This window comes from Isoptericola sp. NPDC056618 (assembly GCF_042792715.1).
Lineage (GTDB): Bacteria > Actinomycetota > Actinomycetes > Actinomycetales > Cellulomonadaceae > Isoptericola > Isoptericola nanjingensis.
This window is the reverse complement of sequence record NZ_JBHTVZ010000002.1, coordinates 493,641-512,740: the sequence shown is the minus strand read 5'-3', so window position 1 is coordinate 512,740 and position 19,100 is coordinate 493,641. Positions and strand designations below refer to the sequence as shown.

At 75.6% G+C, this 19,100-nt stretch carries 17 protein-coding genes; 14 read left to right on the top strand and 3 right to left on the bottom strand.

The genetic code is table 11. From position 1 onward, the window contains the following. Positions 1-4: 4 nt before the first annotated feature. From ACFQ8T_RS05465 to lnt, 8 genes are all read left to right on the top strand, one after another. A complete protein-coding gene (locus ACFQ8T_RS05465; protein WP_429763481.1) occupies positions 5-400 on the top strand; it encodes a hypothetical protein in 396 nt (131 codons plus the stop codon). Positions 401-461: 61 nt separating this feature from the next. Further along, on the top strand, positions 462-1,916 hold the full coding sequence (locus ACFQ8T_RS05460; RefSeq protein WP_430545532.1) for an aldehyde dehydrogenase family protein: 1,455 nt from the start codon (positions 462-464) through the stop codon (positions 1,914-1,916). Positions 1,917-2,049: 133 nt separating this feature from the next. Further along, on the top strand, positions 2,050-2,367 hold the full coding sequence (gene tatA / locus ACFQ8T_RS05455) for a Sec-independent protein translocase subunit TatA (RefSeq protein ID WP_430545531.1): 318 nt from the start codon (positions 2,050-2,052) through the stop codon (positions 2,365-2,367). 36 nt (positions 2,368-2,403) lie between these two features. Further along, the gene (gene tatC, locus ACFQ8T_RS05450) at positions 2,404-3,144 is read left to right on the top strand and encodes a twin-arginine translocase subunit TatC (protein ID WP_430545530.1); all 741 of its coding nucleotides are present in this window, start codon (positions 2,404-2,406) and stop codon (positions 3,142-3,144) included. A gap of 61 nt (positions 3,145-3,205) precedes the next feature. Beyond that, entirely contained in the window at positions 3,206-4,255 is a 1,050-nt protein-coding gene (locus tag ACFQ8T_RS05445) for a diacylglycerol/lipid kinase family protein (protein WP_430545529.1), read from the top strand. Positions 4,256-4,402: 147 nt separating this feature from the next. Beyond that, positions 4,403-7,381 (top strand): DEAD/DEAH box helicase, encoded by a 2,979-nt coding sequence (locus ACFQ8T_RS05440; protein WP_430545528.1) that lies wholly within the window; start codon positions 4,403-4,405, stop codon positions 7,379-7,381. Positions 7,382-7,519: 138 nt separating this feature from the next. Next, positions 7,520-9,184 (top strand): amidohydrolase, encoded by a 1,665-nt coding sequence (locus ACFQ8T_RS05435; protein WP_430545527.1) that lies wholly within the window; start codon positions 7,520-7,522, stop codon positions 9,182-9,184. A gap of 127 nt (positions 9,185-9,311) precedes the next feature. Continuing rightward, complete coding sequence (lnt, locus tag ACFQ8T_RS05430) at positions 9,312-11,138, top strand: apolipoprotein N-acyltransferase (protein ID WP_430545526.1); 1,827 nt, start codon at positions 9,312-9,314, stop codon at positions 11,136-11,138. Positions 11,139-11,223: 85 nt separating this feature from the next. Here the strand turns inward: lnt and ACFQ8T_RS05425 are convergent, their stop codons facing one another. Beyond that, a complete protein-coding gene (locus ACFQ8T_RS05425; protein WP_079575180.1) occupies positions 11,224-11,568 on the bottom strand; it encodes an RNA polymerase-binding protein RbpA in 345 nt (114 codons plus the stop codon). Between the two features lie 362 nt (positions 11,569-11,930). Here ACFQ8T_RS05425 and ACFQ8T_RS05420 point away from each other — a divergent pair, with 362 nt between their 5' ends. From ACFQ8T_RS05420 to ACFQ8T_RS05400, 5 genes are all read left to right on the top strand, one after another. Then, positions 11,931-13,115 (top strand): LLM class flavin-dependent oxidoreductase, encoded by a 1,185-nt coding sequence (locus ACFQ8T_RS05420; RefSeq protein ID WP_430545525.1) that lies wholly within the window; start codon positions 11,931-11,933, stop codon positions 13,113-13,115. Next, positions 13,112-13,762 carry an FMN reductase gene (locus ACFQ8T_RS05415; RefSeq protein ID WP_430545524.1) on the top strand — a complete coding sequence of 217 codons (651 nt, stop codon included), beginning with the start codon at positions 13,112-13,114 and terminating at the stop codon, positions 13,760-13,762. Before ACFQ8T_RS05420 ends, ACFQ8T_RS05415 begins: the two co-directional genes overlap by 4 nt. Positions 13,763-13,841: 79 nt before the next feature. Then, entirely contained in the window at positions 13,842-14,864 is a 1,023-nt protein-coding gene (gene galE, locus ACFQ8T_RS05410; protein ID WP_430545523.1) for a UDP-glucose 4-epimerase GalE, read from the top strand. A gap of 59 nt (positions 14,865-14,923) precedes the next feature. Continuing rightward, positions 14,924-15,190, top strand: coding sequence for a hypothetical protein (locus ACFQ8T_RS05405; RefSeq protein WP_430545522.1), 267 nt, complete (start codon positions 14,924-14,926; stop codon positions 15,188-15,190). A gap of 10 nt (positions 15,191-15,200) precedes the next feature. Beyond that, positions 15,201-16,220 (top strand): ribonuclease Z, encoded by a 1,020-nt coding sequence (locus ACFQ8T_RS05400; RefSeq protein WP_430545521.1) that lies wholly within the window; start codon positions 15,201-15,203, stop codon positions 16,218-16,220. A 40-nt stretch (positions 16,221-16,260) separates the two neighbouring features. On the opposite strand, the gene ald is transcribed toward ACFQ8T_RS05400, so the two are convergent. Then, complete coding sequence (gene ald, locus ACFQ8T_RS05395) at positions 16,261-17,373, bottom strand: alanine dehydrogenase (protein WP_430545520.1); 1,113 nt, start codon at positions 17,371-17,373, stop codon at positions 16,261-16,263. 157 nt (positions 17,374-17,530) lie between these two features. On the opposite strand from ald, the gene ACFQ8T_RS05390 reads away from it, so the two are divergent. Beyond that, entirely contained in the window at positions 17,531-18,142 is a 612-nt protein-coding gene (locus ACFQ8T_RS05390) for an Lrp/AsnC family transcriptional regulator (protein WP_430545519.1), read from the top strand. A gap of 41 nt (positions 18,143-18,183) precedes the next feature. On the opposite strand, the gene ACFQ8T_RS05385 is transcribed toward ACFQ8T_RS05390, so the two are convergent. After that, positions 18,184-19,098: an alpha/beta fold hydrolase gene (locus tag ACFQ8T_RS05385; protein WP_430545518.1), complete on the bottom strand. Its 915-nt coding sequence runs from the start codon at positions 19,096-19,098 to the stop codon at positions 18,184-18,186. Positions 19,099-19,100 lie beyond the last annotated feature (2 nt).

Here is a 19,100-nt window from a genome sequence, read left to right as displayed (position 1 = left end):
CGGCATGTGGGGCTGGATCTGGGCGGGGCTCGTCGTCGCGACCCTCGTGGGCGCGTTCTTCCTCGGACGCCACCTGTGGCGCACCGGCGTACGCGCCCTGCGCGAGGCGTCCCGCGCCGGGGAGGTGCTCGGGTCCGCCGCCGACCGCATCTCCGCCGCCGTCGCCGAGGCGGAGGCGCACCGCGTCGACACGTCGCCCACGCTCTTCGACGACCCGGTCGTGCTGCGCGAGCGCGTGGCCGAGCGCCGCCGCCTCACGGCCGAGCGGGCCGCGGCACGCCGCGAGCGCCGGGCCGCGACGTGGCGGCGGTGGCAGGACGAGAGCTGGCTCGCCGCCCGCACCGCCGACAAGGCGGCGCACGCCGACCTGAGGTCCCGCACCCGGGCGCGGAGGCGCTAGCCTCCCCACCACCGGCTGCGCCGCCCGGTGCAGCACCCGCAGCACCACCCGGGAGGGAACGATGACGTTCTTCGCACCGCAGACCTGGGACGGCGCCGCCTACGTCGGCGGCTGGACCCCGCTGACCGGCACCCGGCCGGTCGTCTCCCCGGCCACGGGGGCCACGCTCGCCACGGTCGCGGACGCGTCCCCGGCGGACCTCGACCGGGCGGTCGGGACGGCCCGCGCGGCCCAGGCCGACTGGGCGGGGCGACCCGCCGAGGAGCGGGCCGCCGTGCTGCGGCGGGCGGCCGCGCTGACGGAGACGCACCGGGACGTGCTGGAACGGTGGCTCGCGGACGAGGCGGGCTCCGCCCACGGCAAGGCGGCGTTCGAGGTGGGCCTCGTCGTGGACGAGCTGCACCAGGCCGCGGCGACCGCGCTCGTGCCGTACGGGCAGCTGCTGCGCTCCGGCCGCCCGCGGCTGTCGCTGGCGCGGCGGCGCCCGGTGGGCGTCGTCGGGGTGATCTCGCCGTTCAACTTCCCGGCCATCCTGTCCGTGCGGTCGGTGGCGCCCGCGCTCGCCCTGGGGAACGCGGTGGTGCTCAAGCCGGACCCGCGCACCGCCGTGAGCGGCGGGCTCGTCCTGGCGGCCGTGCTGGAGGAGGCGGGCCTGCCGGCCGGGGTGCTCGCCGTGCTGCCGGGCGGGTCGGACGTCGGCGCGGCGCTCGTGGAGCATCCCGACGTGCCGCTGCTGTCCTTCACGGGGTCGACGGCGGCGGGCCGGTCGATCGGCGCGACCGCCGGGCGGCTGCTCAAGCGGGCGCACCTGGAGCTCGGCGGGAACAACGCGATGGTGGTGCTGCCCGACGTGGACGTCGCGGCCGCGGCCTCCGCGGGCGCGTGGGGCTCCTTCCTGCACCAGGGCCAGATCTGCATGACCACGGGGCGCCACCTGGTGCACGCCGACGTGCACGACGAGTACGTCGAGCGGCTGGCGGCGTCGGCCCGCGCCCTGGTGGCGGGCGACCCGGCGTCGGGCGCCCCGCTCGGGCCGCTCATCGACGACCACCAGCGCGACCGCGTGCACGGCCTCGTCACCGCCACGACCGACGCGGGCGCCCGGCTCGAGGCCGGTGGCACGTACACCGACCGCTACTACGCGCCCACGGTGCTGTCCGGGGTGCGGCCGGAGCACCCGGCGTTCGCGCAGGAGGTGTTCGGGCCGGTGGCGCCCGTGCTGGCGTTCGACGACGTGGACGAGGCCGTGGAGCTGGTGCGCGGCAGCGAGTACGGGCTGTCGGTCGCGGTGCTGACCGGCGACGCGTTCGCCGGCTACGAGCTGGCGGACCGCCTGCCCGCCGGGATCGTGCACGTCAACGACCAGACGGTCGACGACGAGGCGCAGGCGCCGTTCGGCGGGGTCGGCGTCTCGGGCACCGGCGCCCGGTTCGGTGGCCACGACGCCAACGTGGAGGCCTTCACCGAGACGCAGTGGGTGACGGTGCAGCCCCGGGTGCAGGGCTACCCGTTCTGACCGGATCCGCCGGCCGGAGCGCCGTTCGGGCCGTGTCGTCACCCGAACGTCACCTTCGCGACCCCGGGGACCCACTAGGGTTGACCCCGACACACCCCCGCTCACGGGCGGACGAGAACGAGGAGCCATTCTCATGGGCATGCTCAAGCCCTGGCACATCATCGTGCTGGTGGTCGTGATCCTGCTGCTGTTCGGGGCGCGCAGGCTCCCTGACCTGGCGCGCAGCGTCGGCCAGTCGCTGAAGATCTTCAAGAAGGAGGTCAAGGACCTCACGGACGACGGCAAGCTCAACGACTCGAACGAGCCGCCGGCCGACACCACGTCGCCGTCCACCGGCACCGCCCCCTCGACGGCATCGACGCCGACGTCGACCACGTCGTCGACCGCGACGAGCACGGGCGACGGCGAGCAGATCCCGGGTCTCATCGACCCGAAGCAGCCGCGGGCGTAGTCGGTGCCCGGAGACACCCGGGACCCTGAGGGGCGCATGCCCCTGCGCGAGCACCTGCTGGAGCTGCGCAAGCGGCTCTTCCTCGCCGCGTGCGGCCTCGTCGTGGGTGCGGCCGCCGGATGGGTCCTGTACGAACCGCTGCTCGCCGCGCTCCAGGCGCCCCTGAAGGTCGCCGCGCTCGAGCAGGGCAAGACGATCGCGCTCAACTTCACGGGCATGGCGTCGGCGCTCGACATGAAGATCAAGGTCTCGCTCTTCCTCGGCGTCATCGTGACGTGCCCGTGGTGGCTCTACCAGCTGTGGGCCTTCGTGACCCCGGGCCTGACCAGGCGGGAGAAGGGGTACGCCTACGGGTTCCTCGGCGCCGCGGTGCCGCTCTTCCTCGGCGGCGCCGCGCTCGCATGGTGGGTGCTCCCGCACGCCGTGGACATCCTCGCGGGGTTCGTCCCCGACGGGGCGGTGAACTTCACCGACGCGCAGGGGTACCTCAGCTTCGTCATGCGCCTCGTGCTGGCGTTCGGCATCGCGTTCGTGTCGCCCGTGTTCCTCGTCGGCCTGAACATGGCCGGCGTGCTGCGGCACGAGACGCTCGCCAAGGGCTGGCGGTGGGCGGTGCTCGTCGCGTTCGTGTTCGCGGCCGTGATGACGCCGACGCCTGACGCGCTGACGATGATCTTCGTGGCCCTGCCGATCTGCGTGCTGTACTTCGGCGCCCTCGGGCTGTGCGTGCTGCACGACCGGCGGGTCGACAAGCGCAGGGTCGCCCCCACTGTCTGAGCGGGACCCGTCGCGGCGAGGTCCGGCCGGGGCGAGCCGCCCGCTGCGCCTCGGCGTGGTCGTGAACCCCACCGCGGGCAAGGGGCGGGCCGCGCACGCCGGCGAGGGCGTGCTCGCCGGGCTGCGCCGGGCCGGGCACGACGTCGTCGACCTGTCGGGCCCGCACGCGGACGCCGCGCTCGCGCGGGCGCGCGCCGCCGTGGACGGGTCCGGGGGCCCCGGGGTCGCGCCCGGCAGGCCCGTCGACGCGCTCGTCGTCGTGGGGGGCGACGGGATGGTGCACCTCGGGGCGCAGGCCGTCGCGGGGACCGACGTCCCGCTCGGGATCGTGCCCGTGGGCACGGGCAACGACTTCGCGGCCACGCTCGGGCTGCCCGTGCGCGACCCCGCGGCGGCGGGCGCCGCGCTGTGCCGGGCGCTGGACGCCGGCACCGCCGGACGTCGCCCCGTCGACGCGGCGCTCGTCACCGGCCCGGGCCTCGCCCCGGGCGCGGGCACCGGTCCCCGCTGGGTGGCCGGCGCCGTCTCGGCCGGGCTCGACGCCGCGGTGAACGCGCGCGCCAACCTGCTGCGGCGCCCGCGCGGCAGCGCCCGGTACACCGTGGCCGCGGCGCTCGAGCTGGTGCGCTACCGGCCCTGGTCGTACCGGCTCACCTTCGACGGCGCCGTCGACCCGGTGACGACCGGTGCGGCGACGGGCGACGCCGGTACCGGGCTGCGGCTGCGGCCCGGCCCGGCCGGCACCGCGACATGGACTGGCCGGGCGGCGCTCGTCACCGCGGCCAACGGCCCGCAGATCGGCGGCGGCATCCGCGTCGCCCCGTCGGCGTCCCTCGACGACGGGCTGCTGGACGTGCTGGTCGCCACCGACCTGTCGAGGGCGGGCGCTCTCGCCGTCTTCCCGAGCATGTTCACCGGCGGCCACGTGCGCCGCCGCAAGGTGCACGTCGTGCGGGCGCGCGCCGTGACGATCGAGCCGGGGCCGGAGGCCTGGGTCGCGGGCGAGCGACCCCTGCCGGTCGCGCACGCGGACGGCGAGCGCCTCGGGGCCCTGCCGCTGCGCGTCGAGGTGCGGGCGCGCGCGCTGCAGGTCCTGGTCGAGCCGCGCTGACGTGTGTGCCCGGCTGCGTGGCGAGCTGCGTGGCGAGCTGTCAGGCACGGGCGTCGTCGGAGTGCGCCGAGCGTCGGATGACACCCGGCCCGGGACGCGGCCGGGGCCGCAGGACGAGGGGTCGGTTCCGGCGCCTAGGCTGACGGTATGACCGCCCACCCCCGCCCCGACGCCGGCCAGGACGTCCTCAGCCCGGCCGAGCGGTACGCCGCCTCCCGGTCCCGCAGCGCCCGCGACAAGGCCGACGCCGAGGGTGAGCTGCGGCTGTTCCGTCAGGTGGTCGGTTTCGAGCTCGACCCGTTCCAGGTGGACGCCTGCGTCGCGCTCGAGGAGGGCCGCGGCGTCCTGGTCGCCGCCCCCACGGGCGCGGGCAAGACGGTCGTGGGGGAGTTCGCCGTCCACCTCGCGCTCGCGCGCGGCGGCAAGGCGTTCTACACGACGCCGATCAAGGCGCTGAGCAACCAGAAGTACACCGACCTGGTCGCCCGGCACGGGGTCGCTAACGTCGGCCTGCTCACCGGGGACACGTCCATCAACGCGGGCGCGCCCGTGGTCGTCATGACCACCGAGGTGCTGCGCAACATGCTCTACGCGGGGTCGTCCGCCCTCGACGGGCTGGCGTACGTCGTCATGGACGAGGTGCACTACCTCGCCGACCGGTTCCGCGGCCCGGTGTGGGAGGAGGTCATCATCCACCTGCCCGACCACGTGCAGCTGGTGTCCCTGTCCGCGACGGTGTCGAACGCGGAGGAGTTCGGCGACTGGCTCGCCACCGTCCGCGGCGACACGGCCGTGGTGGTCAGCGAGCGCCGGCCCGTGCCGCTGTGGCAGCACGTGGTCGTCTCGGCGCCGGAGCCGCGCGGCGTGCCACGCCTCATGGACCTGTACGCGGGGCACGTCGACCCGACCGACCCGGGCACGAACCCGCCGATCAACCCGGACCTGCAGGCGATGTTCCGCGTCTCGGCGCGGGCGGAGTCCTCGCACGGCCGGCACGGGAACCGGGGGCGGGGAGACCGCGGGTACCGGGGTCGCGGCGGCAACCGGCCGGGCGCCGGCGGGCCGGTGGCGCACCGCCGGACGCCGCCACGGTTCGCCGTCGTGGACTCCCTCGACGCGGACGCGCTGCTGCCCGCGATCTACTTCATCTTCTCCCGCGCCGGGTGCGACGGGGCGGTGCAGCAGTGCCTGCGCGCGGGCCTGCGGCTGACGAACGCGGAGGAGGAGGCGCAGATCCGGCGGGTGGTGGAGGAGCGCACCGCGACGATCCCCACCGAGGACCTCGACGTGCTCGGGTACTGGTCGTGGGCGGAGTCCCTGTCGCGCGGGATCGCCGCGCACCACGCGGGCATGCTGCCGGTGTTCAAGGAGACCGTGGAGGAGCTGTTCTCCCGCGGCCTCGTGAAGGTCGTCTTCGCCACCGAGACGCTGGCGCTGGGCATCAACATGCCCGCCCGCTCGGTGGTGCTGGAGAAGCTGGTGAAGTGGGACGGCACCGCCCACCAGCCGGTGACGCCGGGGGAGTACACCCAGCTCACCGGCCGCGCCGGTCGGCGCGGGATCGACGTCGAGGGGCACGCCGTCGTCGTCGACCACACGGGCCTGGACCCGGTGGCGCTGGCCGGGCTCGCGTCCAAGCGGCTGTACCCGCTGCGCTCCAGCTTCCGGCCCACGTACAACATGGCGGTCAACCTGGTGGGCCAGGTGGGTCGCGAGCGGGCCCGCGACGTGCTGGAGACGAGCTTCGCGCAGTTCCAGGCCGACCGCGGCGTGGTGGGTCTGGCGAAGCAGGCGCAGGCGCACGCGGAGGCGATGGAGGGGTACGCCGAGGCGATGGCGTGCGACCGGGGCGACTTCGCCGAGTACATGGGTCTGCGGCGGGCCATCAAGGACCGGGAGAAGGAGCTGTCGCGCGCGGCGACCGGGGCCCGGCGGGCCGACGCGGTCGCGTCGTTCGAGAGGCTGCGGCGCGGGGACGTCGTGGAGGTGCCGTCGGGGCGGCGGCGCGGGTACGTCGTCATCCTGGACCCGGGGCGCGACGACCGCGGGTTCGACGGGCCGCGGCCGACCGTGCTCACCCAGGAGAAGCAGGTCAAGAAGCTCACCCTCGCGGACGCGCCGGGCGGCGTGCAGGTGGTGACGACCGTGCGCATCCCGAAGGGGTTCAACCCGCGCCGCCCCGACCAGCGGCGCGACCTGGCCTCGAGCCTGCGCAACGCGCTCGGGGCGTTCTCGGGCGACGGCGGGTCCGGACGGCACCCGGGCGCGCGGCGCGGCGCGACGGCGGGCGGTCGCCAGGACGGGCACAGGGACGGGCACGGCGGGCGGCGCTCGGACGCGGCGTCCGACGCCGAGCTGCAGCGCCTGCGCAACGCGCTGCGCGCGCATCCGTGCCACGGCTGCCCGGAGCGCGACGACCACGCCCGCTGGGCGGAGCGGTGGGAGCGGCTGCGTGCCGAGCACGAGCAGCTGGTGCGCCGGGTCGAGGGGCGCACCGGGTCGATCGCGCGCACGTTCGACCGCACCTGCGACGTCCTGGAGCGGCTCGGCTACCTGGCACGCGCCGACGACGCCACCTCGACGCCCCCCGACGGCGGGACGCCCGGCACCCTGGCGGTCACGGACGACGGGCGGTGGCTGGGCCGCCTGTACGCGGAGGACGACCTGCTGCTCGCGGAGTGCCTGCGCCGCGGGATCTGGGACGACCTGGACGCGCCCGGCCTGGCGGCGGCGGTGTCGACGGTCGTGTACTCGGGGCGCCGCGAGGAGGCGTCCGAGCCGTTCGTGCCGGGCGGGCCGCACGGGCGGCTCGCCCGCGCGCTGGACGCCACCACGCGGGCCTGGTCCGAGGTCACCGACCTCGAGGCGGCGCACCGGCTGGAGGCGACGGGCCCCCTGGACCTGGGCCTGGTGGCGCCGGTGCACCGGTGGGCGTCGGGGAAGAACCTCGACGCGGTGCTGCGCGGCACGGACGTAGCGGCGGGGGACTTCGTGCGCTGGTGCAAGCAGGTGCTCGACGTGCTGGACCAGCTGGCCAAGGCGGCGCCGCGTCCGGCGCTGCGGGCCACGGCCCGCAAGGCGCAGACGGCCGTGCTGCGCGGCGTCGTCGCCTACTCCAGCGTGTGACGGGCGGCGGCCGCCCGCGTCGCCGGGTGCGGGGCCGGGTGCGGGGCCGGGTAGAAGGCCAGGTGCGAGGCCAGGTGTGAGGAATCCGTGCGGCCGGTGTGGGGGTGCGGTGGGCAGCGGTGCCATAGAGTGCAGGCCGTGACGTCCACCCTGTATCGCAACGGAGTCGTCCACTCGCCCGCGGACCCGTTCGCCGAGGCCCTGCTCGTCGACGACGGCGTCGTGACCTGGCTCGGCGCGGAGGACACCGCCGCGGGGCTCGCGGCCCGCGCCGACCGCGTCATCGACCTGGACGGCGCGCTCGTGGCGCCCGGGTTCGTCGACGCGCACGTCCACCTGCTGGAGACCGGCCTCGCGGCCGAGTCCGTCGACCTCACCGCCGCCGGCGGGGCGACGTCGCTCGCCGCGGCGCTCGACGCCCTCGCCCGCGGCGCCCGCGAGCTCGACGCGGCCGACCCGGGCGGCGAGGAGGTGCTGCTCGCGTTCGGCTGGGACGAGCAGACGTGGCCCGAGCGGCGCGCGCCCACGGCGGACGAGCTCGACGCGGCCTGCGGCGGGCGGCGCGTGTACGCGGCGCGGGTCGACGGCCACTCCGCCGTCGTGTCGGGGTCCTTCGCCCGCGCGGTGGGCATCGACCGCACGCCCGGCTGGGAGGCGTCGGGGATGGTGACGTCGGACGCCCACCACGCGGCGGCGGCCGCGGTGCGCCAGGTCTCGCCCGCGCGCCGGACGCGCGCCTACCGGCGTGCCCTCGCCGACGCCGCCGCCCGCGGCATCGTGGGCGTGCACGAGATGAGCGAGCCCACCATGGACACCCGCGAGGGCCTGGCCGAGCTGGTCGGGCTCACCGCGGACCCGGCGGGCGGGCTGCCGCACGTCGTCGCGTACCGGGGCGAGCTGTGCACGACGGCGGACGACGCGCGGCAGGTGCTCGCCGAGCTGCCGTTCCTCACCGGCATCGCCGGCGACCTGTGCGCGGACGGGTCGATCGGCTCGCGCACCGCGGCGCTGCGCCACCCCTACAGCGACCTGCTCGCCGCACCCGGCGGCGCCGAGCCCACGGGCCGCCTCTTCCTCACGGGCGAGGACATCGCCGCGCACCTGGCGGCCTGCTCGGCCGCCGGCACCCAGGGCGGGTTCCACGTCATCGGCGACCGCGCCATGGACGAGGTCGTGCGCGGGCTGGAGCTCGCCGCCACCGAGCACGGCGCGGGCCTGCTGCGCTCGGGCCACCACCGCCTCGAGCACGCCCTGTTCGTGGACGCGTCCGCCCTGGCGGCGCTGCTGCTGTACGGGGTGGCACTGTCCGTGCAGCCCGCGTTCGACGCCGCCTGGGGCGGCAGCCTCGGCATGTACGCGGCCCGGCTCGGGCCGGGACGCGCGTCGACCCTGTCCCCGTTCGCCGACCTCGCCGGGGCGGGCGTTCCGCTCGCGTTCGGCTCCGACACCCCGGTGACGCCGCTCGACCCGTGGCAGGCGGTGCGCGCCACCCTCACCCACGAGGACACCATGCAGCGCCTCTCCGCGCGGGCCGCGTTCCGCGCCCACACCCGCGGCGGGTGGCGGCTCGCCGGGCTGGACCACACCGGCGCGGGCGAGCTGCGCGTCGGAGCGCCCGCGCACCTGGCCGTCTGGCGCGCGGACACCCTGAGCGTCCAGGCCCCCGGGGACCGCCTGTCGGCGTGGAACCCCGAGGCGCGCGCCGGTCAGCCGCTGCTGCCCGACCTGTCCGAGGGCGAGCCCGACCCCGTGTGCCTGCAGACCGTGCGCGACGGCGTCGTCCTGCACGACACCTTCGACTGACCCCCGGCCGTCCGATGCCTTCGAGGAAGCGCTCCGTCGCGGCGACCACCCGGTTCCCGCGACGGATCGCCTGCTCGAGGGGCTCCCGGCAGCCCGACCGCGCCGCTGGGTCACGTACCCTGCGGGGGTGTTGCACGTGAGCCCGAACCCGGTCGAGGAGCCCTCCGACGGGTCAGCCGCCCCCGGCGTCGACGACAGCCGTGACGTCAGCCGTGACGACAGCAGTGACGCGGGGGCCGCCTCGCGCGGCACGTCGGCCGCCGACCGGTGGGCGAGCCGCCCCGCGACCCTGCTGCTCGCCGTCGCGGCCGGGGCCGCGCTGTGGGCCTCGTTCCCGGACGTCGGGGCGTGGCCGCTGGCGCTCGTCGGCGTCGCGCTGCTGTTCGCCGCGCTGCGCCGCGACGGGCGCCGGGCCGCCGGCTGGAACTTCCTCGTCGGCCTCGTCGCCGGGCTGACGTTCTGGCTGCCGCACATCTGGTGGGCGAACTTCGCCACGGACACCGTGCCCTGGGTGGCGCTGTCCGTGCTGGAGACGCTGTTCCTCGCCGCGTTCGGGTCGCTGTGGACGTGGGCGCGCCGCTGGGGCTGGGTGCGCCGGCACGCCGTCGCCCACGCCGCCGTGTTCGCCGTCGTGTTCGTCGCGGTGGAGCAGTGGCGCTCGGAGATCCCGTTCGGCGGGTTCCCCTGGGGCCGCCTCGCGTGGGCGATGGCGGGCGCGCCGACCGGGCGCGCCGCCTGGCTCGGCGGCACCACGCTGGTGTCCCTGCTGGTGGCCGCGGCGGGCGTGCTGCTCGCGCTCGCCGTCGGGCGCCTGCTGCGCACGCCGTGGCGCGACGCCCGACGTCGGGCGCGGTCGGCCGCGAGCGCCGCCGTGTTCGTCCTGGCCGCGGCCGCGCTCGTGACCGCGCCGCTGCTGCTGCCCCTGGCGCACGACCCGGGCACGCGCGAGGTGACGGAGGACCCGGGCCGCGCGGGGACCGTGGTGGACGCGGGCACGGGCACCGCGGAGGCGGGCGTGCTGCGCGCCGGGGCGGTGCAGGGCAACGTGTCGGAGCCGGGGGAGGGGTCGTTCGCGAACCGGGCGGAGGTGCTGAACAACCACCTGGAGGGCACGTACGCGATCGCGGACGAGCAGGCGTCCGGCGCGTTCGGCGACCAACCGGGCGACGCCGTCGACGTGGTGCTGTGGCCGGAGAACGGCTCGGACCTGGACCCGCAGACGACGCCGGAGGTGGGCGTGGCGATCGACGACGCGGCCCAGGCGGTGGGCGCGCCGATCCTCGTGGGCGCTCAGGAGTGGCCGGACACGGGCGGCCGGTACAACGTGGCCCTGCTGTGGGAGCCGGGGAAGGGCGTGACCCAGCGGTACGCGAAGCAGCACCCGGCGCCGTTCGGGGAGTACATCCCGATCCGCTCCTTCGTGCGGCTGTTCAGCGCCCAGGTGGACCGGGTGACGACGGACATGATCCCCGGCACCGAGCCCGCGGTGGTCGACCTGCCGGTGGACGGCGCGGCGATCGGGCGCGGCACCGGGCCGACGACGGTGCCGATGGCGACCGTGATCTGCTTCGAGGTGGCGTACGACGAGATCATCCGCGACGCCGTGCAGCGGGGCGCGCAGGTGCTGGTGGTGCCGACGAACAACGCGTCGTTCGGGTACACGGCGGAGTCGACGCAGCAGCTCGCGATGACGCGGCTGCAGGCGATCACGACGGGCCGGGCGGCGGTGCAGGTCTCGACGGTGGGTGTGAGCGGCGTCGTCGCCCCGGACGGGACCCTGGTGGCGCGCACGCAGCTGTTCACGGCCGACCACTGGGTGGCGGACCTGCCGCTGCGCACGGAGCTGACTCCGGCCGTGCGGGCCGGCTACTGGCCCGGCTGGGGGGTCGGCGCGGCGGCGCTCGTGCTCGTCGTCGGCGGGATCGTGTCCGCGGTGCGCGCCCGCCGGCGCTGACACCCGCGGAGCGGGGCGTGGGGAACGACGAAGGGCGGGCACCCGGTGGGGTGCCCGCCCTTCGTGCGGTTGAGCGTGTCGCGTGTCAGGCGCTGCGGCGCAGCTTGCCGGCGCGCAGCAGCTCGAGGCGCTCGTCGAGGAGCTCCTCCAGCTCGGCGACGGTGCGGCGCTCGAGCAGCATGTCCCAGTGGGTGCGCTGCGGCTTGCCGGGCTTCACCTCGGGGCGCTCGGCGTCGCGCAGGAGCGCCTCCTCGCCGCACCGGCACTCCCACACCGGCGGCACCTCGGCCTCGGTGGAGAAGGGCAGGATGATGGTGTGGCCGTTGGGGCAGTCGTAGTGCGCCTGGAACCGGGGGGCGAAGTCGACGCCCTCGTCGGACTCCATGCTCTTGCTGCCGATGCTCATGCCGCGCAGGGACCGGTCGGGCATGTCGTCCTCCTGGAGGTCGGTGGGAAGGGGCCTGAGGTTCCAACGCGGCCCTGCCGGGGGTTGTTCCGGCGGTCCGTGAAGGTCCCGTGAAGCACGGTCCGCACCGGTGCCGGAGACAGGCACAGTGGCGGGACGTGGCGGTTGCCTCCCCAGGCTGGCCAGTCGGCGCGCCGTGCGCAACTCGAGACCGCCCTGCGGGCACCCTTTGTGCGCGACGTCACCCGCGGGCCCGCGGGAGGGCCGGGGACCACCGGGAACAACCGGGAGCGGTGCACGGTTCACCGGCATGTACATGCAAATGCATGGACCCAGGCTTCACGTCAGAGTCCAGCAGCAAGAGACCACGAGCAGGGAGCGCAGCCGTGCAGTTCGGAATCTTCTCCGTCAGCGACGTCACCACCGACCCCACGACGGGCCACACCCCGGACGACACCGAGCGGGTGCGCAACATGCTCACCATCGCGCGGCACGCCGACGAGGCGGGCCTGGACGTCTTCGCCACGGGCGAGCACCACAACCCGCCGTTCGTGGCGTCGTCCCCCACGACGATGCTGGGCTACCTGGCCGGCGTCACGAAGCACATCACCCTGTCGACGGCGACGACGCTCATCACCACCAACGACCCGGTGCGCCTCGCCGAGGAGTACGCGATGCTCCAGGTCATCTCCGACGGGCGCATGGACCTCATGATGGGCCGCGGCAATACCGGCCCCGTGTACCCGTGGTTCGGGCAGGACATCCGCCAGGGCATCCCGCTCGCGGTCGAGAACTACGCGCTGCTGCGCCGGCTGTGGACCGAGGACGTCGTGGACTGGGAGGGCAAGTTCCGCACCCCGCTGCAGGGCTTCACGTCCACCCCGCGCCCGCTGGACGGCGTGCCGCCGTTCGTGTGGCACGGCTCCATCCGCAGCCCCGAGATCGCCGAGCAGGCCGCGTTCTACGGCGACGGCTTCCTGCACAACAACATCTTCTGGCCCATGCACCACACCCGGCAGATGGTGCGGTTCTACCGGCAGCGCTTCGAGCACCACGGGCACGGGCGCGCGGACCAGGCGATCGTCGGGCTCGGCGGCCAGGTGTTCATGCGCAAGCGGTCGCAGGACGCGTGGAACGAGTTCCGGCCCTACTTCGACGAGGCGCCCGTGTACGGGCACGGCCCGTCGATGGAGGACTTCACGCGCGAGACGCCGCTGACGGTCGGCTCGCCGCAGCAGGTCATCGACCGGTACGCGTCGTTCGTCGACGAGGTGGGCTACTACCAGCGCCAGCTGTTCCTCGTGGACCACGCGGGCCTGCCGCTGAAGTCCGTGCTCGAGCAGATCGACCTGCTCGGCGAGGAGGTCGTGCCCGAGCTGCGCAAGATCGTCGAGGCCAAGCGCCCCGCGGACGACGTCCCGCTGAACCCGCCGACGCACGCCGAGCGCGTCGCCGCCGCCCGCGCCGCGGGCGAGGCGGGCGCCACCCACGTCGGCGACACCGCCGACCCGTACACCGGTACCGTTGCCGAGGGCACCCAGCCCGCCGCATCGCAGGAGGCACGCGCATGACCATGTCCTCGGGGCCCTCGGGCCTTCACCCCACCCGCACCCTCGCCGTCGTGTCGGCGGGCCTGTCCCAGCCGTCGTCGACGCGCCTGCTGGCCGACCGGCTCGCGGACGCCACCGTGCGGGAGCTGGAGGACGCCGGCCACACCGTGCGGGTGGAGACGATCGAGCTGCGCGACCTCGCGCACGCCGTCGTCGACGCGATGCTCACCCGGTTCCCGACCGGCGACCTGGCCCGGGCGCTGGAGACCGTGACGGGCGCGGACGGGCTCATCGCCGTCTCGCCCGTGTTCACCACGAGCTACTCGGGGCTGTTCAAGTCGTTCTGGGACGTCGTCGACCCCGACTCGGTGACCGGCATGCCGGTCCTGCTCGGCGCGACCGGCGGCACCGCCCGCCACTCCCTGGCGCTGGAGTACACGATGCGGCCGCTGTTCACGTACCTGCGCGCCGACGTCGTGCCGACCAGCGTCTTCGCCGCCACCGACGACTGGGCCGCGAGCGCCGACGACCCGGGCGCCGGCCTGCCGAAGCGGATCGCGCGCGCCGGGCGTGACCTGGCGCAGCGGGTGGCGCGCCGCGAGAACGACGGCCCGGTCGACCCGTTCGCCGCGACGCCGAGCTTCACCGAGCTCCTCGGCGGCAGCTGACACGACCCGACGCGCACGGGCCCGGCCCGGGGTGCGGACGCCCGTCCGACGACGGCGCCCGACGCCCTAGGCTGGGCCCATGCGCGTTCTCGTCTCCGGCGGCGCCGGGTACATCGGCTCCCACACCGTCCTGTCCCTCGTCGCCTCCGGGCACGACGTCGTCGTGGTGGACGACTTCTCCAACAGCAAGCCCACGGTGGTGGGCCGCCTGGAGTCCCTGTCGGGGGCGCACGTGCCGGTGCACGCGATCGACCTCACCGACGCGGAGAAGACCGACCGGCTGTTCGCGCACGAGAGGTTCGACGCCGTCGTGCACTTCGCGGGCTTCAAGGCGGTGGGCGAGTCGGTGGCCAAGCCGCTGGAGTACTACCGCAACAACCTCGACTCGACGCTGTCGCTGCTGGAGGCGATGCGCCGCCACGACGTGCCGCGCCTGGTGTTCTCCTCCTCGGCCACCGTGTACGGGGAGAAGGCGCCCGTGCCCTACCGCGAGGACTACGAGTACCTGTCGTCGTCGTCCCCGTACGGGCAGACGAAGGTGATGATCGAGCGCATCGCGGCCGACGCGGCGGTCGCGGTCGGCGGGCTCAAGGTCGCGCTGCTGCGCTACTTCAACCCGGTGGGCGCACACCCGTCGGGCCGGATCGGGGAGGACCCGCAGGGCATCCCGAACAACCTCATGCCGTTCCTGGCACAGGTCGCGGTCGGCAAGCGCGACAAGCTCGTGGTCTTCGGCGACGACTACCCGACCGCCGACGGCACGTGCGAGCGCGACTACCTGCACGTCGAGGACCTCGCCGCCGGGCACGTCGCCGCGCTGAACCACCTGGACGCCATGGCCGAGCCCGTGCGCGCCTTCAACCTCGGCACCGGCACCGGCACGTCCGTGCTGCAGATGCTGCACGCGTTCGAGCGGGCCGTAGGCCGCGAGCTGCCCTACGAGGTCGGCCCGCGCCGCGCGGGCGACCTCGCCGCGTTCTGGGCCGACCCGACGCGCGCGCAGACCGAGCTCGGCTGGCGCGCCGTCAAGACGATCGACGACATGTGCGCCGACACCTGGCGCTGGCAGTCCGAGAACCCCCAGGGCTTCCCCGGCGCCTGAGCGTCCTCGGGGCCGTCCCCGGCCTTGCGGCGGCCACGCCGCCGCGCCACGATGACCTCATGCAGGCCCCGACCCCCGACGACGCGAGGCAGCGCCGCCACCCGCGGTGGGACCCGGGCGCCCGCTACCGGCCGTCCGTGCTCGCCGGCCTGCCGTCCCTGAAGCCCGCGCCCTCCGCGCCGGCGCCCGCCACGAGCCGTCTCGCGGGGCGGCTGCGCCGCGGCCCCGCCACCCGCACGGCCGTGTTCGACCGCGACCTGTGGCGCCCCGTGCAGCACGTGACCACGGGGCTGGTGCGCGTCGTCGGGCGCGCGCTCGGCCGCTGAGCGCGGCGGCGTGTCGCGACGCGAGCTCGTCGTGCTCGGCACCGCGAGCATGGTGCCCACGCGCACCCGCAACCACAACGGGTACGTGCTGTTCTTCGACGACGCGGCGATCCTCTTCGACCCGGGGGAGGGCACGCAGCGGCAGATGACGCTCGCGGGGGTGTCCGCCACCGACCTCACCCGCATCGCGATCACCCACCTGCACGGCGACCACTCCCTCGGCCTCGCGGGCGTCGCCCAGCGCCTGTCGGGGGACCAGGTGCGCCACACCGTGCCGATCTCGTTCCCCGCCTCCGGCGAGCCCTGGGTGCGCCACCTGCTCGACGCCAGCGCCTACGACCACCACGAGCGGGTCGCGCTGCAGCCCGTGGCCTTCCCCGGCGCGGCGACCTCCGCTCGGTCGCCCGGTCCGTCGCCCAGTCCCTCACCCGTGGTGACGCTGCCCCGCCTGGACGGCGAGCGCGGCGCCGGCCCGGGCGCTCCCGTCCTCACCGCGCGCCCGCTGGACCACCGCGTCGACGCCGTCGGCTACCGCCTCGACGAGCCGGACGGCGTGTCCCTGGACCCGGCGGCGCTCGCGGCCGCGGGCGTCCCCGCCGGCCCGGCGGTGGGGCGGCTGCTGCGCGACGGCGTCCTCGTCCTCGACGACGGCCGCACCGTGCGACGCGACGCCGTCTCCGTGCCGCGGCCGGGGCAGTCGGTCGCGTTCGTCATGGACACCCGCCTGTGCGACGCCGTCCTCGAGCTCGCCGACGGAGTCGACCTGCTCGTCGTCGAGTCGACGTTCCTGCACCGCGACGCCGAGCTGGCCGCCCGGTGGGCGCACCTCACGTGCCGACAGGCCGCGATCGTCGCCGCGCGCGCCGGCGTGCGCCACCTCGTGCTCACGCACTTCTCCCAGCGCTACCGCGTGCCCGACGAGCTGCCGGACGAGTTCGAGCGCGAGGCGCGCGAGGTGTTCGACGGCGGCCTCACCGTCGCGGCCGACCTCGACCGGGTGCCCGTGCCGCCGCGCACCCGGCCTCGGTAGGCATCGGGGATGCTGAGCGTGCCGCCTCGCGGCGCGACCGTCAGAGGACGGCGGCGACGTCCACGTGCTCGAGGGAGTGCGCCTCGGCCACGCCCGCGTTGGTGACGCGCCCGTCGTGCACGTTGAGGCCGCGGGCCAGCACCGGGTCGCGGCGCAGGGCCTCGCGCCAGCCGTGGTCCGCGAGCGCCACGGCGTACGGCAGCGTCACGTTCGTCAGCGCGTACGTGGAGGTGCGGGGCACGGCGCCCGGCATGTTCGCCACGCAGTAGAAGACCGTGTCGTGGACGGGGAACGTGGGGTCGGCGTGCGTCGTGGGGCGGGAGTCCTCGAAGCAGCCGCCCTGGTCGATCGCGATGTCCACGAGGACGGCGCCCGGCCGCATGCGCGCCACGACGTCGTTCGCCACCAGCACGGGCGCCTTCGCGCCGGGGACCAGGACGGCCCCGACCACCAGGTCGGCCTCGAGCACCGCCTCGGTGAGGGTGAGCCGGTTCGAGGCGAGGGTCTGCACGCGGCCGCCGAACTCCCGGTCGGCGGCCTTGAGCGCGTCGGCGCTCGTGTCCAGGAGGGTGACGCGGGCGCCCAGCCCGACGGCGATCCGGGCGGCGTTCATGCCCGAGACGCCCGCACCGATGACCACCACGTGCCCGGCGGGCACGCCGGGCACCCCGCCGAGCAGGACCCCGCGACCGCCCGCGGCGCGCAGCAGGGTGGCGGCCCCGACCTGCGGCGCGAGCCGCCCCGCGACCTCCGACATGGGGGCCAGCAGCGGGAGCCGCCCGTCGGGGGTCTGCACCGTCTCGTACGCGACGGCGGTCACGTCGCGGGCCAGCAGCTCCTCGGTGAGCGCCTTGTCCGCCGCGAGGTGCAGGTAGGTGAACAGCACGAGCCCCGGCCGCAGCCGGTGGTACTCCTCCTCGACCGGCTCCTTGACCTTGAGCACCGTCTCGGCGCCGGCCCACACCTCGTCCGCGTCGGCGACGACGTCCGCCCCGGCGGCGCGGTACTCGTCGTCGGTGATCGCGGACCCCGCCCCGGCACCCGCCTCCACGGCGACGTCGTGCCCGCGGGCGACGAGCTCGTGCACGCCGGCCGGCGTGATCGCCACCCGGTACTCGTGGTTCTTGACTTCCTTCGGGACGCCGATGCGCATGGTGAGTCCGCCTTCGTGGCTCGGCACCGACCCCCTGCTCGTGGCCAGGGATCGGCGGGTGCGTGGCGCGGGGCGTGTGACCCCGCTCACGTCCCAGTCTGACGGGCAGATTCGGCTGCACGCCACGAATCCGCACATCCTTCGGTAGATTGCCAAGATGTCGACACGACGCCCGGCTCAGCCCGCGCCACGCCAGCCCCGCGCGAAGGATGTTCGATCCGGGCAGCGGCGGGGGCAGGACGTCCGCACGCAGGAGGTCCGGCCCGCGGACGTCCGGCCGGACCCGTCGTGGGGGCTCGAACGGCGCGGGCCCGCCCCCGCACGGCTGGACGACGTCGACCAGCGGATCCTCGCGGCGCTCGCGGACGACGCGCGGCTGCCGAACAACGCGCTCGCGGCGCGGGCGGGGATCGCGCCGTCCACCTGCCTGACGCGGGTGCGTCAGCTGCGCGAGCGCGGCGTGATCCGCGGCTTCCACGCGGACGTCGACCCGGCGCGGACCGGGCACCCCCTGCAGGCGATGATCGCGGTGCAGATGCGCGGCGCGGCCCGCACCCGCCTGAGCGGCTACCTGCAGCGCCTCGCCGAGCTGCCCGGGGTGCTGAACGTCTTCCTGCTGGGCGGGGCGCACGACTTCTTCGTGCACGTGGCCGCGGCGGACTCCGACGCCCTGAACGAGTTCGTCATCGAGCACCTGTCGACCGACCCGGACGTGGCGCTCACCGAGACCAACCTCATCTTCCAGCACGCGCGGGCGAGCTGGTACTGACTGGTACCGACTAGTACTGACTGTCGGCCGGGCACCGACTGTCAGCGGGACGCGGACAACCAGCGCTGCAGCTCGACGGCGAGCGCGACGGGTGCGTCGAGCTGCACCAGGTGCCCGGCGCCCGGGAGCATCCGCACGTCGGCGTCCGGCAGGGCCTCCGCCAGCCGCCGCGCGCGGTCCGGCGGGATCCACGCGTCCTCCTCGCCCCACAGCACGCGCACCGGGACGTCGAGGTCGCCCAGCAGCGGCTCGAGCTCGGCGGTGTACCGCTCGTCGGCCTGGGCGATCTGCCGGTAGAACGCGGCCTGCCCGGCCTCGCCCGTCCACGGGGCGACGAGCGCGGCCAGGTGCTCCTCGCGCAGCGGCCGGTGCGCGGCCGTGCGCACGTACGCCTCCAGCGCGCCCCGGTGCACGGCGGCGGGCGTGGCCGCGAAGACGTCGGCGTGCTCGCGCACCAGGGCGAAGTACGGCGAGCCCCACGGGCGCAGCGCCACCACGTCCACGAGGCACAGGGACGCGTACCGGGCGCCGTGCAGCAGCGCGGCGCGCAGGCTCACCGCGCCCCCGTAGTCGTGCGCGACGACGTGCGGCAGCGGCGGCGTGCCGGCGTCGCCCCCGCCGTCGCGCCCGGTGGCTGCGGTCGCGGCCCAGGCGGGGCGCCAGTGCTCCAGAAGGGCGGCGAACAGCTCGCCCTGCGTCCCGAGGTCGACGTCGTGCGCGGGGTCCTTCGACGAGTCCCCGTAGCCCGGCATGTCCCACAGGTGCACGGTGAACCCGCCGGCCAGGGCGCGGGCGTACGGCTCCCACAGCCAGGACGACCACGGCGTGCCGTGGCAGAACACCAGCGGCGGGCCGGAGCCGAACGCCGTCCACGCGACCTCGCGGCCCCGCCACGCGAACCGCCGGTCCAGCAGGGGCGCCGTGCCCGGCGCGTCGCAGGTCGGGGTGTCGGTCATCC